Genomic DNA, 15,057 nt, shown 5'->3' on the forward strand with positions numbered 1-15,057 from the left:
ACAAAGAAAGAAACCCAGCTGAAGGTTTTCAAATAATGCATGTCAGTTCCGGTTAGGGTTTCTGCGGTAACCCTAGGCTAGCAGCGATAGTTTTTGCCGCCGCCAGAAAACTGTACTCCTGCACAACATAGTGCGCGAAGTCTGCGCGCTTGCGGCGTTTCGCAGCCGATTCCGTTTTTGCCTGTGTGATTAAGTCCGCCAGCGGTAAATCATCATCAAACATATAAATAAATTCCTCGAACCCATCAGGCAGGCCTTTTATTCTATCTGAAATCAGCGGGACTGCGCAGGCAAGCACATCGAAGACCCGGTTGGAAATCAGACCATTCTCACGCATCGGGGGGCGGTGATCGTTCAGGACGACGCCCGCAGATCGATATAGTTGACCCAACTGGAGGTTCGGAACGCTTGCAGCACGAAGGCGATCCGAGGTTAATTTCCTGTCCCACCTGTCTCCGTAGACTTCGACAGGCAATGCCTCGGTTAATGCTTTTTGAATGACCGGCCGAACTTCCCATCTTCGGTAATTGTTTCCGACAAACAGCGTAGGACCACCATAGTCACGCTCGCCCGGGTAGAAAATGCGATGATCCGTTGCCTGAAAAAGAACGGAATCCTGAGGGCGAGTTTTGATTCCCTCGAAAAAGAGACGCGATGCAAAGAAGTTGGCTGTATGATTGTCGGCCTCTTTTGAAACCTCGCCCTGAATCATCTCGCTGATTAGCCAACTGGCAGAGCCCTGTTTTGCTTCATACGGATACTTCAACTTACCGCGAATCAAAACGGCCGCTTCGTCGGCGTCAGATTTTGATGACCACTCGTTGTGGTCATCTACCCGCGCAGGAAGACCAATGTCGGAAAATGCGTCAGCAAGGCTGTGTGCATATATTTTTTCCCCCCAACTGTGCTGCTTGCCTTCTTGATAGGGTGATTTTACAGCAATCAGGACTGGGTCAGTTCTGCGCGATGTTGAGGATCTTTTTTTTTTGCCGGGGCAGATTTGACGGCACGCATGAAAGAACGCTCAAGCTGTGTGAAACGATCATATTCGTCATTCGTCAGCGTCAAACCAATGCCTTCCAAAACCATTCTTGCGGTGCCAAAAATTCTTGCTTGATTGTATGAAATCTTGGGCGATCCATGCATCATGACCTGCCTGACACCGCGCGCGATCACCCACCCCAATGGAATGTCTTGTTCTGCCCGCCATTCGACATCAATTTGCTTTAGCCCGCTGGGGGTTCTGATGAAATTGAATGGTGTAGCGTCGACATAAGAACCGTCGATGGTCCAGTCTTCACTTGAGTTGCTGTCCGCTGCTTGCGTGCACTGGGCTTTCAGATGCTCTGCCCAAGGCACAAAACTCTGCCAAAGACGGACGGGACGTGGGGTTCGGTGCATCTGGCGGATAATCTGGCCACCCTCACTGACGCCTGAAACGTATGGCGCGGAAGAGGTGTCGTGACAAATGGTGTAGGGGCCGACGTCAATTCTCCTGTCCGGCTCTGAGATTGCTGTCGTTTTTTGAACGGATATCTGACCTCTGCGGGGCACAAATGCGGTCTCGCAGGTAAATGCCAGGTGCCGTTTTCCGATGTTATGCGTGAACGCAAGTTTCGTGGCGTGTTTGAATTTCCGAGAGCTTGCAACGATCAGAAACGAGTTGGCGAACTCACCAAGAAGCCCGGCCTTGTTCAGAGTAGAGATGGCAAGACCGTCTGTGAATGCTGGCTCCCACTTTCGGCTGTAGTCGCGTGAGCGGGTGCCCAGAAGCAGATCAGAGGAATTGAAGCCAGGAGCAATAAGGCCGGCCTCGGTAAGCAAAGTCTCACAAACTTTGTAATCTGGAAAAGCGTATTGGAATTCTTGATGTTCAAAACCTTTGTCAGACAGTAGGTTCGCTATTTCCCGCTTACTGAATGTTTCAGCTGAGCCCCCATCATACAAATCGTGGATTCCGTAGTAAGGGCTTCCCACGTGATCTTCTGACGCCCCGTTCCAGTACTTCAAACCAAGCTTGTTCTCGATCGCGATGACCATTTTACCGCCGGGCTTTAGGTGCCGCTTGGCCACTTCCAAATAAGAACCGAACGGGTCATTCTGGTCACCAAACAACGGCGCATACTCCAGCACGCCAATAAAGAGGACCCAATCGAATTTTTTGTCGGACTGAAACTTGGTGAAATTGTCGACATAAAACTCGGCGTTCGGCAGGTCTTCGCATCGTTTTGATGCGGTTCGTGCACGCGAGACCGTTCCTTCGACGGATGTTAGATCCACGCCCTGCTCTGCCAGATACCTGGAAATGGCACCACAACCGCAACCTAGTTCCAGTACCGACTGGTTTTTCTTGAAGTCCAAGCCTTTCAGAACAAAGTGGCGCTTGGCCGAGAAATGGTATTCGGAAGCCCAATCCGTGATCAATGCGTCGATCTCGGATGAATTTACGGATCGGTCCTTACAGCTTGATACACCATTAAAGAGTCTATCCTCCTTCGCGACACCATCCGAATAGAGGATGTCTGCGGAATCGTTGCGAACCCAAATGTTGTGTTCGGCATCTTGTACGTATGTCATTTTGATCAAGCTATCTGAGGGTGTTGGTGGCTGCACACTATCCGGCAACCGGAGTTGTCTCTAGAGGGAATTTGGACAGAAGCGTTCCCATTCGGTTGACCTGCACCCACGCTGCCAAGCGAACGACGACACCACAATCCGGCCCGTGATCCAGCCGCCGTGGCGTTTGCGCCCGTCAGATCACGAACTGCGCCAGCGTTTCGTCTTCGGTAATGTCGGTATAGGTAAAGCCCGCATCATCAAGATGCGCGAACAGGCGCACAAAATTCTCAGGCTTTCGCGTTTCGATCCCGATCAGGACAGATCCGAAATTGCGGGCCGATTTTTTCATGTACTCAAAGCGGGCAATATCGTCCTCAGGACCTAGAATGCCCAGAAATTCCTTCAACGCGCCTGGACGTTGTGGCAGGCGGAGGATGAAGTATTTTTTGACGCCCGAATACCTCTGCGCCCGTTCCTTAACCTCGGGCAAGCGTTCGAAATCGAAATTGCCGCCCGAGGTGACGCACACCACGGTCTTACCACGAATGAAACTTTGCACGTCACCGACGGCTTCGACCGCCAGAGCACCCGCAGGTTCCAGTACGATGCCCTCGACGTTCAGCATTTCGATCATGGTGGTACAGATGCGATCTTCGGACAGCACGAGAACGTCAGACAGGTGGCGGGATTTCAACAGCTCAAATGGCTTTTCCCCAATCCGACCCACGGCCGCACCGTCGACAAACGTGTCCACGTGATCAAGAGCCACCGGATGACCCGCCGCCAATGCAGCACGCAGACAGGCGCCACCCGCCGGCTCCACAAATAGACAATGGGTGCGATCCCCGAACCACGTGGCCACGCCAGACGACATGCCACCACCACCCACTGGCAAGATGACATGATCGGGAACCTGTCCAAGCTGTTCCTCAATCTCAACCGCTAAGGAAGCCTGCCCTTCGATCACATCTTCATCGTCGAACGGCGACAGGAAATATCCACCTTGCTGGGCACACCAGTCCTGCGCCGCAGACAGAGTATCGTCAAAATAGTCTCCGGTCAGGTGGATCTCGATATTGTCGCCGCCGAAAATCCGGGTCTTCTGGATTTTCTGCTGCGGCGTCGTCACCGGCATAAAGATCACCCCCTTCACACCCAGATGCTTGCACATATAGGCTACACCCTGCGCGTGATTGCCCGCGCTGGCACAGACGAACAGGTCCTGCCCCTGCTGCTTGCGCATGGCATTGAATGCGCCACGGATCTTGTAGGACCGCACCGGGCTTAGGTCTTCGCGCTTGAGCCAGATGTCCGCACCGTAGCGGTCGGACAGATGGGCATTCCGTTGCAGCGGCGTCGCTGGAAACACAGAGCGCATCGCCTGTTCGGCAGCGCGGGCGCGGGTCACGAAATCACACATGACCCGTTCAGTGGCCTATCCCGACCAAAAGGGCAAGGAATACATATGTGTACGGCTCACGAGAGCTGGCGTCTTTCGATAAAGACGCCGTAGATCGTGGTCAGGATGCTGACATTGATCAATGGGACAACCAGCATGCTGGCAAACAACACGATCAGGACGCCGACTACCGGAACAAAGAGCAACAGCGACGCCAGCAGTTGAAGCAACAACTGGAGGAGAATGGATAAAATGACCAGAAGCACAATTGCACCGTTGGCACCCGAAGTTGCCTGCCAAGCCTCAGAAAGTTTTAGTGGTTTTCCGATGGCTGCGCCGGGCAAAATAGGGGATGCCCGATAAAACCCGATGGTGAGAAAGATTACCAAAGCCACCCAGACCAAAATTCCCAACGCTGCTGAAGCTTGCGCCATCATACCCATGATCAGCACCGCCGGTATCATGATTACAAAAGCTATGAGGCAAAGCATGAGAAGACGCCCGAAATAGGCGAGAACTCGGTCGAACCGGAAAGGTGGAACCAACCCGGTCGGGTATTCTTCAAGCAGAACAAACCGGTGCCACGACACGACAATCCAGAGCATAACCCCAAAGATAACCACCACTAAACACAACAGAAACCCCGCGAAGGAAACCGCTGTTACGCCTTCAGGGAAGCCGTTCGTTTCACTGTCGAATTCTTCAAAAGGGATGCCGAACAGAAAAAACAATCCGATGACCAGAAGCCCGCCGATGAGCGCAGGCACAACTGAAATCTGCAGCGCTTGTTTAAGGTTCCTTAGAACCATCTTCACCGAATGCACCAAAATCTCTAGTCCCAACACAAAAACCGCCCTCTCAACCAATCCTTGTTCTCTATCCGACCGTTTCACCCCAATTCCGGGCCTGCGTCAATCCACACAGCTTGCCCCCGCGTCCAAAACCCGCTAGGGGCCAGTCGTTCTACGCATAAAGGGAAGTCAGATGTCCGCGCCCAAGAAAGTTGTTCTGGCCTATTCCGGTGGCCTTGATACCTCGATCATTCTGAAATGGCTGCAGACCGAGTATGGCTGTGAGGTTGTGACCTTCACCGCCGATCTGGGTCAAGGTGAGGAACTGGAACCCGCCCGCCAAAAGGCCGAGCTGCTGGGGATCAAGCCCGAAAACATCTATATCGAAGACATTCGCGAAGAGTTTGTCCGCGACTTTGTCTTCCCGATGTTCCGCGCCAATGCGCAATACGAAGGTCTTTACCTGCTGGGCACCTCAATCGCGCGTCCGCTAATCTCGAAACGTCTGGTTGAGATTGCCGAGGCAACCGGTGCCGATGCCGTCGCCCACGGCGCGACAGGCAAGGGCAACGATCAGGTGCGCTTTGAACTGGCGGCCTATGCGCTGAACCCCGACATCAAGGTGATCGCGCCTTGGCGTGAGTGGGATCTGACCAGCCGGACCAAACTGCTGGAGTTTGCCGAGGCGAACCAGATCCCGATTGCCAAGGACAAACGTGGCGAGGCGCCCTTCTCGGTCGATGCCAACCTGCTGCACACCTCGTCCGAAGGTAAGGTTCTGGAAGACCCCGCCGATATGGCGCCCGATTACGTCTATCAGCGCACCGTCCACCCCGAGGATGCGCCGAATGAACCCGAATTCATCGAGATCGGCTTTGAAAAAGGCGACGCGGTCAGCATAAATGGCGAGGCGATGAGCCCCGCGACCATCCTGACCAAGCTGAACGAATACGGCGGCAAGCACGGCATTGGGCGTCTTGACCTGGTCGAAGGCCGGTTTGTGGGCATGAAGTCGCGTGGCATCTACGAAACGCCCGGCGGCACCGTCCTGCTGGAAGCACATCGTGGTATCGAATCCATCACCATGGACCGTGGCGCAATGCACCTGAAGGACCAGTTGATGCCGCAATATGCGGAGCTGATCTATAATGGCTTCTGGTACTCGCCTGAGCGTGAGATGTTGCAGGCTGCAATCGACAAGTCGCAGGAACACGTCACCGGCACCGTCCGCGTGAAACTTTACAAAGGTTTGGCTTCAACCGTTGGTCGCTGGTCGGATCACTCGCTTTACTCCGAGGAACACGTGACCTTTGAAGACGATGCCGGGGCATACGATCAGAAAGACGCAGCCGGATTTATCCAGTTGAACGCGTTGCGTCTGAAACTGCTGGCCTCGCGCGAGAAGCGTCTGTCCAAGTAATTTTTGCCATCGCTGCAACGACGAACCCGGTGCCCGAAAGGATGCCGGGTTTTTCTTTGTCTTCGCTGACAAGTCAGTTCCAGTAGCGTCACCCTTGCCTGCTTTGCCTGTTTGTCTTTACGCAAAGGTCAACAGGAAAGGGTACACCATGCTTCAGGACATCGCTGACGGAATTCAAAAAGGCCTGAATGGCAAGTCATTTGACGGCTCTCTTAAGTTCGATTGCGGTGATGACGGGGTGATCGTGCTGATCGACAATCAAGCGACGACGCAAGATCAGGATGCAGACTGTACAATACGAATTTCACAGGAAAATCTGGCCAAACTGCTGACCGGCAAGCTGAACCCGATGACCGGTGTGGCATTGGGCAAGCTCAAGATCTCGGGCAATATGGGTGTGGCGATGAAACTTGGACAGTTGCTGGGGTAAGCGCCGATAAACTCGTCTCACCAGCGCGTGACAAACCATGTCAGCGGATTGCAACCGTAGAAAAGTCGGGGCAGCCTGATCTCAGAAGGAGATCTGCCATGACCCGGACCGCATACCTCTGTTTCGTTAAACCGTCGCTTCTGTTTGTCCTGATCACACTGGCTGCGATGTTGCGCGCCCTGCCCGCACCAGCTGCCGGCACCGAAACCCTGACCGTCGCCGGAGGGTGTTTTTGGTGTGTTGAATCCGATTTTGAATCGGTTCCCGGCGTGATTGGCGCCGTATCCGGCTTTACCGGCGGCAAGACAGCCAATCCGACTTATGACCAAGTAACCAAAGGCGGTACTGGCCATTACGAGGCTGTTCAGATCACCTTCGACCCTGCGCGGGTTTCCCGTGAAACGTTGCTGAGCATGTTTTTCCGTTCCGTTGATCCAACCGACGCAGGCGGCCAGTTCTGTGATCGCGGCAACAGCTATCGCACTGCTGTTTTTGTCTCTAACACAGGCGAAAAGGCATTGGCGCAGAGAGCCAAAGCCAATGCGCAGCAAGCGTTGGGTCAAACCGTAGTCACGCCCATCTTGAACGCGGGCGCCTTTTACCCAGCCGAAGCCTACCATCAGGATTACTACAAGGGCGACAAGCTGGTGTTCACCCGCTTTGGTCCGAAACGCCAGAAAAACGCATACAAAGCCTACCGCAAAGCCTGCGGTCGGGACGCCCGGGTCAAACAGCTGTGGGGCGGCAACGCGCCATTCGCCGGATCCTAACCGAACCGGGCCTCAAGCACCTCTTTGAGGTCGGGAATAACATCAGCCGTACCGTGCCGCGTGACCATCAGGGCCGCGGCACGATTTGCTTGTGCAATCGCCTGCGGCATCGGCAACCCGCGGTCCATTCCGGCCAGAACGTAACCGGTGAAGGTATCCCCTGCGCCGGTCGTGTCCACGGCTTTCACCTTGTGTGCCGAAATCTCAAGCACGTCGCCATCTTTGGGTAGATAGCGCGCGCCCTTGGACCCCAACGTGACCAGAACATGCTTGACGGGCAATTCAGCGACGGATTGCCCCGTACTTTCACGCAGCTGTTCTGCTTCGACCTCATTCAGGATCAGGAAGCCCAGATAGGGCAGCACCGCCTGTACGGCATCAGCCTGAAACGGCGCTGCGGCATAGCAGACGGTCAGTCCCAGATCACGGCCCATGCGGGCGGCCTCGACCTGGGCGTTGGTTTCGTTCTGCATGACCAGCAGATCGCCGGGAACAGCCTGCGATAACGCCTGTGCTAGCTGATCCTGCTCGATGGCGTGGTTCGCGCCGGGATACAGAATGATCTGGTTCTCACCCTGCTCGTCCACCGCAATGATCGCGTGACCTGTGGGCACCTCAGCCTCGGCGATGAACCGGGTGTCGACGCCGTATTCAGTCATACGGTCCCGCGCCCAGCGCCCGTCAGATCCCACGCCGCCGATATGCGCCACACGCGATCCGGCACGCGCTGCTGCAACGGACATGTTAGCCCCTTTGCCGCCCAGAAACCGCTCCAAGTTCGAAGCGGCCAGGGTTTCACCGGCTGTGGGCAGATGCGGCAGGGCATAGACCATGTCCGCATTAATTGAGCCAAGGTTCCAGATCGTCATGGCTTATCCAATATCGCACGAGGCCAGAATGGCCATGTTCAGAATGTCATTTGCTGTCGAGCCAGTCGAACAGATCTGAATCGGCTTATCGACACCAGTCAGGATCGGGCCAATGACGTTCGCGCCGCCCATCTCTTGCATCAGCTTGGTCGAGATTGAGGCCGAATGCCGTGCGGGTACAATCAAGATGTTGGCCGGGCCCGTAAGACGCGAGAAGGGATAAGCCTCTTGCTGTTCCACGTTCAGCGCCACATCCACGGTCATCTCGCCATCATATTCGAAATCGACGCCGCGCTTATCCAGAATCTCGGGCGCTACGTGCATTTTCTCAGCCCGCTCAGATACCGGATAGCCGAAGGTGGAAAAGCTGACAAAGGCAACGCGTGGGTCCAGCCCCAAATGCCGCGCGACCGAGGCCGAGCGTTCGGCGATATTGGCCAGATCATGCTCATCCGGCCATTCATGGACCAGCGTGTCACCAATCAAAACGATCTTACCCTTGTGCAACAGCGCCGTTACACCAACGGCCCCATGTTCGGCATCAGCGTCAAACACATGATTGATGCGTTCCAGCACATGTGCCGATTTCCGCGTTGCACCGGTGACCATGCCATCGGCGTGGCCATGCGCCAGCATCAAGCAAGAGAACACATGGCGATCCCGCGCGGCCAGACGATGGATATCCTTGCGATCAAAGCCACTGCGCTGCAGACGCTTGTAAAGGAAATCCTTATAGGCTTCGAGATGCGTGGTTGTGGAGGCGTTAATCACCTCCAACTCGCGCACCGCGTCCTCCAGACCGGCGGCTTCCAGCTTTTCCTTCACATCGTCTGGACGACCAACAACCAGCGCCTTGCCAAAGCCCGATCGCTGATACATCACCGCCGCGCGCAAGACGCGTGGATCATCGCCTTCGGCAAAGATCATCCGGCTTTGCGCCTGACGTGCACGGGCGTTCAGGCCACGCAGGATGCTGGCGGTCGGGTCCATGCGGGATTTCAGGCTCAGCTCATAGGCGTCCATATCAATGATCGGGCGGCGGGCTGCCCCAGTGTCCATCCCGGCCCTTGCCACGGCAGGTGGAATACGGTGGATCAGGCGCGGGTCAAACGGCGTCGGAATAATGTAGTCCCGGCCAAAGGTCAGAGATTTGCCATAGGCCATGGCAACCTCATCCGGCACATCCTCGCGCGCCAGATTGGCCAGTGCATGGGCGCAAGCGATCTTCATCTCGTCATTGATAGCGCGGGCGTGAATGTCCAGCGCGCCGCGAAACAGGTAAGGGAAACCCAGAACGTTGTTCACCTGGTTCGGGTAATCGCTGCGCCCGGTGGCGACGATGGCATCAACACGAACCTCATGCGCCTCTTCTGGCGTAATCTCCGGGTCCGGGTTCGCCATGGCGAAAATCACCGGGTTGTCTGCCATGCTGGCAACCATATCCTGCGTCACTGCCCCTTTGACCGACACACCAAGGAATACGTCCGCGCCCTTCATCGCCTCTTCCAATGTGCGCAACTCGGTGGTGATCGCGTGGGCCGATTTCCACTGGTTCATGCCCTCGGTTCGGCCTTGGTAGATCACGCCCTTGGTGTCGCAGACGATGCAGTTTTCGTGTTTTGCGCCCATCGACTTGAGAAGCTCGATACAGGCGATACCCGCCGCACCCGCGCCGTTCAGCACGATTTTCACGTCTTCGATCTTTTTGCCCGAGATACGCAGCGCGTTCAGCAGACCCGCCGCACAGATCACCGCCGTGCCGTGTTGGTCGTCGTGGAAGACGGGGATGTCCATCTCTTCCTTCAGGCGCTGTTCGATGATGAAACACTCGGGCGCCTTGATGTCTTCCAGGTTGATACCGCCAAAGGTCGGTCCCATCAGACGCACGGCGCGGCAGAATTCGTCCGGGTCTTCGGTATCCAGTTCGATATCGATCGAGTTCACATCGGCGAACCGTTTGAACAGGACTGATTTCCCCTCCATCACCGGCTTCGAACCCAGCGCGCCAAGATTTCCAAGGCCCAGAACCGCCGTGCCGTTCGAGATCACCGCAACCAGATTGCCCTTGTTGGTGTAGTCGTAAGCAGTCTCTGGGTTTTCGGCGATAGCTTCACATGGAACAGCGACACCGGGGCTATAAGCCAGCGACAGATCGCGTTGCGTCGTCATGGGAACGGTGGCCTGAACCTCCCACTTGCCGGGTGTCGGGTCGAGGTGAAAGGCCAGCGCCTCTTCTTTGGTGATCTTCGCTTTGGGCATGTGATGGGTCGTTTCTTTACATCTGCGGGACTTTTGCCTCATAGCGCAGGCAGGCGCGCGCCTCAACGAGAATACTTTTCACCTTTCGTCGAGATGGGTGGATTTGTAAGGTCGCGACCGGAATACGCCAAAAGGGGTCAGCCTTGTCCACAGTCACGCCGATGATGGCGCAATATCTCGAAATCAAAGAGGCGCATGCCGATGCCTTGCTGTTTTACCGCATGGGCGACTTTTACGAGATGTTCTTTCAGGACGCCGTCAACGCCGCCGAAGCGCTGGACATCGCCTTGACCAAACGCGGAAAGCATAACGACACCGACATTCCGATGTGCGGCGTACCGGTCCATGCGGCTGAAGGGTATCTGCTGACGCTGATCCGGAAAGGGTTTCGCGTGGCCGTCTGCGAACAGATGGAAAGCCCGGCTGAAGCGAAAAAAAGAGGCTCTAAATCGGTCGTAAAGCGCGATGTTGTGCGCCTCGTAACGCCTGGCACTTTGACCGAAGATGCCCTGCTTGAGGCTCGCCGCCACAACTTCTTGGCCGCCTATGCCGAGGTTCGCGATGAGGCCGCGCTGGCTTGGGCCGATATCTCAACTGGCGCATTTCACGTGATGCCTTTGACCTCAGTGCGCCTCAGTCCCGAACTGGCCCGGCTGGCTCCTTCCGAGTTGATCGTGGCCGATGGTGTGCAGGACAAACTGAACGAACCCGTTATGGATCTGGGTATCTCGCTGACTCCGATCGGGCGTGCCAGCTTCGACAGCACTGCGGCGGAAAAGCGCATATGCGGGCTGTTTCACGTGGGCGCACTGGACGCATTTGGCAGTTTCGGCCGGGCTGAGATTTCCGCCATGGGCGCACTGATCGACTATCTGGAAATCACGCAAAAAGGCAAACTGCCGCTTCTGCAAACCCCATTGAAAGAATCCGAGGACCGCGTCGTTCAGATCGACGCCGCCACACGGCGCAATCTAGAACTGACCCGATCCCTGTCCGGTGGCCGCGCTGGTTCGCTGCTATCTGTGATGGATCGCACCGTCACACCGGGTGGTGCACGACTGTTGGACCAACGGCTTTCGAGCCCATCCCGCAATCTGGACGTCATCCACGGGCGGCTGGATGCTGTAACTTTTGCGGCCGACGACAGCCTGATCACATCAGACCTGCGCGAGGCTTTGCGCAAAACCCCGGATCTGGACCGGGCGCTGTCCCGCCTGTCACTGGATCGGGGTGGCCCGCGGGATCTGACCGCCATTCGCAACGGTCTGACACAGGCCGCCGCAATCGCTGAGCTCTGCGCAGGTCGAGACCTGCCGGTTCTTTTAGCCACCGCCCTGCAAAATCTGGTCGGATTTGACGACCTGCTGAGCCTGCTTGACCAAGCGCTTGTGGCCGAACCCCCATTGCTGGCCCGGGACGGCGGGTTCATCGCCCCGGGTTATGATGCCGAACTGGACGAAGCCCGCACCCTACGCGACGAAGGTCGTTCCGTCATTGCCGGGTTTCAGCAGAAATATGCGGAACACACCGGCATCACGTCACTGAAGATCAAGCATAATAATGTGCTGGGCTATTTCATCGAAACTACGGCCACCCATGCCGAGAAAATGCTGAACCCACCATTTTCTGAGACCTATATCCACCGTCAAACAACCGCCAACCAGGTCCGGTTCACGACCGTGGAGCTGTCCGAGATCGAGACCCGCATTCTAAACGCCGGAAACTTGGCGCTTGAGATCGAAAAACGGCTCTATGCAACGCTTTCTGGCGAAATTCTGGATAAGGCCGCACGTCTCAACCAAGCAGCGCGCGGTTTGGCTGAACTGGATCTGACCACTGCTCTGGCCGATCTGGCGCGTGGTGAAAACTGGTGTCGCCCGCAAGTTGATGCCTCACGCGCGTTCGATGTTCAGGGCGGAAGACACCCGGTGGTCGAACAGGCATTGCGCCAGCAAAACGGCGACGCCTTCATCGCCAATGATTGCGATCTCAGTGCTGACAAAGGCGCGGCGATCTGGCTGCTGACAGGTCCCAACATGGCCGGTAAATCGACCTTCCTACGCCAGAATGCCCTGATTGCCCTGCTTGCCCAGATGGGCAGTTACGTGCCTGCAGAACAGGCGCATGTCGGGCTAGTCAGCCAACTGTTCAGCCGCGTCGGAGCGTCGGATGATTTGGCTCGCGGACGCTCGACCTTTATGGTCGAAATGGTCGAAACCGCCGCCATCCTCAATCAGGCTGATGACCGCGCTCTTGTTATTCTTGATGAAATCGGTCGCGGTACGGCCACCTATGATGGCCTCTCCATCGCCTGGGCCACGCTGGAACATCTGCACGCCTCCAACAAATGTCGCGCCCTGTTCGCAACCCATTACCATGAACTCACCGCACTTGCCGGCAAACTGGAAGGCGTGGAAAACGCCACCGTTGCTGTCAAAGAATGGGAAGGCGAAGTGATCTTCCTGCACGAAGTTCACAAAGGCGCGGCTGACAGGTCCTACGGTGTGCAGGTCGCCCAATTGGCAGGACTGCCCGCCTCGGTCGTTGAACGTGCCCGTATCGTTCTGGATCAACTTGAAAAAACCGAACGCGAAGGGGGGAAGCAAAAGACCCTGATCGACGATCTGCCTTTGTTTTCGGCCGCCCCGCCACCGCCACCACCAGCGCCCAAAGCTTCTCCGGTAACCGACATGCTGAACGATATTCTGCCGGATGAGCTTACCCCGCGCGAAGCACTCGACCTGATCTACAAACTGAAAGAGGCGGCCAAAACCTGACCGCCCCTTCACCTTTTCAAAAATACTCTCGCCCAAGGCTTGGCTTCAACGAAGCCAATTAACTTGCCGGAGTAGACGACACCCCAACCTGCGCCGGCCGCAGCAGGCGATCATGCAACATGAAGCCTTCTGCGGACACCTGTATTATGTCACCTGCACGGGTACCCGGCACCGGGGCCTCGAACATCGCTTCATGCACGTTGGGATCAAACCGGTCGCCAACTTCGGGCGTGATCACTTCCATCCCATGCTTTTGGAACACGTCCTTCAGCGCACGCATGGTCAGTTCCACGCCTTCCAGAAGGGGTCCTGCCACTTCTTTCTGCTCATCGGTCGCGGCTTCAAGCGCACGTTTCATGTTGTCGTAAACCGGCAGCATGTCGCGGGCCAGTTTCGATCCGCCATATTGTTCCGCATCGCGGCGCGCCCGGTCACCCCGCTTGCGCGCGTTTTCCGCATCCGCCAGCGCGCGCATGAACTTGTCTTTGAAATCATCCCGCTCAGCACGCAGCGCATCAAGTTCCAGCGCTTCTTGACTGATCTCGGCAAATTCCTCGGCCAGCTCTTCCGCCTCGGCGGCTGCGATATCGTCCAGAAATTCTTCGTTTTTGGGCTCTGCCATCTCTTACCCTCTAGCTCCGGTCGGAAATCAGTTTGCCGACCAGTTGCGCCGTATAATCCACGATCGGCACGATCCGCCCATAATTCAGACGAGTGGGTCCGATGACCCCAACCGCACCAATTATCTTTCGATCAGCGTTCATATATGGAGACACCACCAAAGAGGAACCCGAAAGTGAGAAAAGTTTGTTCTCTGAGCCGATAAAAATGCGCACACCCTCGCCTTCTTCGGTCAATTCGAGGAATTCAGCAATGTCTTGCTTTCGCTCCAGGTCGTCAAACAACGTTCGGATTCGGTCCAATTCCTCGGCTTCGCCTGGCTCCCCCAGCAGATTCGCCCGCCCGCGCACGATCAAACGGGCCGAGTCTGTCCCGTCCCCATCCCAGGCCGCCATGCCGCTTTCGACCATCTCGCGCGCCAATACATCAATTTCCTGCCTGCGCGCGGTAATCTGGGTCTGCATCTGACGCAGCACTTCGCTGAGCGTTCGTCCTTCGATCAGAGAGTTCAGAAAGTTCGCCGCCTCGCGCATCGAACTGGGTGTCTGTCCCGGCGGAGGCGTAAATAGCCGGTTTTCCACATGCCCGTCCGCAAAAACCAGAACCACCAAAGCGCGGTCATGGGCCAGCGAGACGAACTCAATATGCTTGATCTCGGACTCTTGCTTGGGGGTAAGAACCAGCGATGCGCCATGTGTCACGTGTGACAAGGCCGAACCAACTCGGTCCAGCATCCCGCCCACATCACCCGCGTTAGAGCCTAGTGTTTCATCCAACTTCTGCCGATCGTCTACACCAAGATCACCCACTTCCAGCAACCCATCGACGAACATCCGCAGACCCATCTGCGTGGGCACCCGGCCTGCACTGACATGCGGGCTGTCGAGAAGACCCAAAAATTCGAGATCCTGCATTACATTGCGTACGGTGGCGGCGCTGACCTTTTCCGACAATGTGCGGGTCAGCGAGCGGCTTCCGACCGGTTCGCCGCTGTCCAGATAGCTCTCGACGATCAACCGGAACACCTCGCGTGACCGGTCATTCATTTCGTCCAGAACTCTACTTGCTTTGCTCATCGGCAATCCTCTGCTGGATCGGCATTAAATCGCAGACATCTGAAAGGTCAATCGGGGTTGCATCCTAAGGCACGGGGACGTTATCC

Annotated in this window: 12 protein-coding genes; 4 read left to right on the forward strand and 8 right to left on the reverse strand. The window is 56.3% G+C overall.

Annotation, left to right across the window (positions count from 1 at the left end; translation table 11 throughout):
- Window positions 1-52: 52 nt before the first annotated feature.
- The 4 genes from AC2FI9_RS04370 to AC2FI9_RS04385 all read right to left on the reverse strand — a co-directional run bounded on the left by AC2FI9_RS04370 (window position 53) and on the right by AC2FI9_RS04385 (window position 4,803).
- Window positions 53-781 (reverse strand): glycosyltransferase family protein, encoded by a 729-nt coding sequence (locus AC2FI9_RS04370; RefSeq protein ID WP_496765994.1) that lies wholly within the window; start codon window positions 779-781, stop codon window positions 53-55.
- Between the two features lie 161 nt (window positions 782-942).
- On the reverse strand, window positions 943-2,577 hold the full coding sequence (locus AC2FI9_RS04375) for an SAM-dependent methyltransferase (RefSeq protein WP_496766100.1): 1,635 nt from the start codon (window positions 2,575-2,577) through the stop codon (window positions 943-945).
- Window positions 2,578-2,752: 175 nt separating this feature from the next.
- Window positions 2,753-3,979 (reverse strand): threonine ammonia-lyase IlvA, encoded by a 1,227-nt coding sequence (gene ilvA, locus AC2FI9_RS04380; protein ID WP_496765997.1) that lies wholly within the window; start codon window positions 3,977-3,979, stop codon window positions 2,753-2,755.
- A gap of 56 nt (window positions 3,980-4,035) precedes the next feature.
- The gene (locus tag AC2FI9_RS04385) at window positions 4,036-4,803 is read right to left on the reverse strand and encodes a hypothetical protein (RefSeq protein WP_496765999.1); all 768 of its coding nucleotides are present in this window, start codon (window positions 4,801-4,803) and stop codon (window positions 4,036-4,038) included.
- Between the two features lie 139 nt (window positions 4,804-4,942).
- On the opposite strand from AC2FI9_RS04385, the gene AC2FI9_RS04390 reads away from it, so the two are divergent.
- From AC2FI9_RS04390 to msrA, 3 genes are all read left to right on the forward strand, one after another.
- Window positions 4,943-6,169 (forward strand): argininosuccinate synthase, encoded by a 1,227-nt coding sequence (locus AC2FI9_RS04390; protein WP_496726272.1) that lies wholly within the window; start codon window positions 4,943-4,945, stop codon window positions 6,167-6,169.
- Between the two features lie 148 nt (window positions 6,170-6,317).
- Window positions 6,318-6,599: an SCP2 sterol-binding domain-containing protein gene (locus tag AC2FI9_RS04395; protein WP_496739263.1), complete on the forward strand. Its 282-nt coding sequence runs from the start codon at window positions 6,318-6,320 to the stop codon at window positions 6,597-6,599.
- A 98-nt stretch (window positions 6,600-6,697) separates the two neighbouring features.
- Window positions 6,698-7,369: a peptide-methionine (S)-S-oxide reductase MsrA gene (gene msrA, locus AC2FI9_RS04400; RefSeq protein WP_496766002.1), complete on the forward strand. Its 672-nt coding sequence runs from the start codon at window positions 6,698-6,700 to the stop codon at window positions 7,367-7,369.
- Here the strand turns inward: msrA and AC2FI9_RS04405 are convergent.
- Together AC2FI9_RS04405 and AC2FI9_RS04410 are read right to left on the reverse strand one after the other, a co-directional pair.
- On the reverse strand, window positions 7,366-8,238 hold the full coding sequence (locus AC2FI9_RS04405; protein WP_496766004.1) for a ribokinase: 873 nt from the start codon (window positions 8,236-8,238) through the stop codon (window positions 7,366-7,368). The two genes, msrA and AC2FI9_RS04405, sit on opposite strands and share 4 nt — an antisense overlap.
- 3 nt (window positions 8,239-8,241) lie before the next feature.
- Entirely contained in the window at window positions 8,242-10,497 is a 2,256-nt protein-coding gene (locus AC2FI9_RS04410) for an NADP-dependent malic enzyme (RefSeq protein ID WP_472722505.1), read from the reverse strand.
- A 161-nt stretch (window positions 10,498-10,658) separates the two neighbouring features.
- Between AC2FI9_RS04410 and mutS the strand changes: the two genes are divergently transcribed.
- On the forward strand, window positions 10,659-13,274 hold the full coding sequence (gene mutS / locus AC2FI9_RS04415) for a DNA mismatch repair protein MutS (RefSeq protein ID WP_496766102.1): 2,616 nt from the start codon (window positions 10,659-10,661) through the stop codon (window positions 13,272-13,274).
- Window positions 13,275-13,332: 58 nt separating this feature from the next.
- On the opposite strand, the gene AC2FI9_RS04420 is transcribed toward mutS, so the two are convergent.
- Both AC2FI9_RS04420 and hrcA read right to left on the reverse strand, forming a co-directional pair.
- Complete coding sequence (locus AC2FI9_RS04420) at window positions 13,333-13,896, reverse strand: nucleotide exchange factor GrpE (protein ID WP_496766006.1); 564 nt, start codon at window positions 13,894-13,896, stop codon at window positions 13,333-13,335.
- Between the two features lie 10 nt (window positions 13,897-13,906).
- Window positions 13,907-14,971: a heat-inducible transcriptional repressor HrcA gene (gene hrcA / locus AC2FI9_RS04425; RefSeq protein ID WP_282170592.1), complete on the reverse strand. Its 1,065-nt coding sequence runs from the start codon at window positions 14,969-14,971 to the stop codon at window positions 13,907-13,909.
- Window positions 14,972-15,057 lie beyond the last annotated feature (86 nt).

This window comes from Ruegeria sp. CDSA246 (genome assembly GCF_059611225.1).

Coding starts and splice junctions, on each gene's coding strand:
- mutS (WP_496766102.1), top strand. CDS start 10,659: ATGATGGCGCAATATCTCGAAATCAAAGAGGCGCATGCCGATGCCTTG.
- AC2FI9_RS04420 (WP_496766006.1), bottom strand. CDS start 13,896: ATGGCAGAGCCCAAAAACGAAGAATTTCTGGACGATATCGCAGCCGCC.
- AC2FI9_RS04405 (WP_496766004.1), bottom strand. CDS start 8,238: ATGACGATCTGGAACCTTGGCTCAATTAATGCGGACATGGTCTATGCC.
- ilvA (WP_496765997.1), bottom strand. CDS start 3,979: ATGTGTGATTTCGTGACCCGCGCCCGCGCTGCCGAACAGGCGATGCGC.
- AC2FI9_RS04410 (WP_472722505.1), bottom strand. CDS start 10,497: ATGCCCAAAGCGAAGATCACCAAAGAAGAGGCGCTGGCCTTTCACCTC.
- msrA (WP_496766002.1), top strand. CDS start 6,698: ATGACCCGGACCGCATACCTCTGTTTCGTTAAACCGTCGCTTCTGTTT.
- AC2FI9_RS04390 (WP_496726272.1), top strand. CDS start 4,943: ATGTCCGCGCCCAAGAAAGTTGTTCTGGCCTATTCCGGTGGCCTTGAT.
- AC2FI9_RS04395 (WP_496739263.1), top strand. CDS start 6,318: ATGCTTCAGGACATCGCTGACGGAATTCAAAAAGGCCTGAATGGCAAG.
- hrcA (WP_282170592.1), bottom strand. CDS start 14,971: ATGAGCAAAGCAAGTAGAGTTCTGGACGAAATGAATGACCGGTCACGC.
- AC2FI9_RS04375 (WP_496766100.1), bottom strand. CDS start 2,577: ATGACATACGTACAAGATGCCGAACACAACATTTGGGTTCGCAACGAT.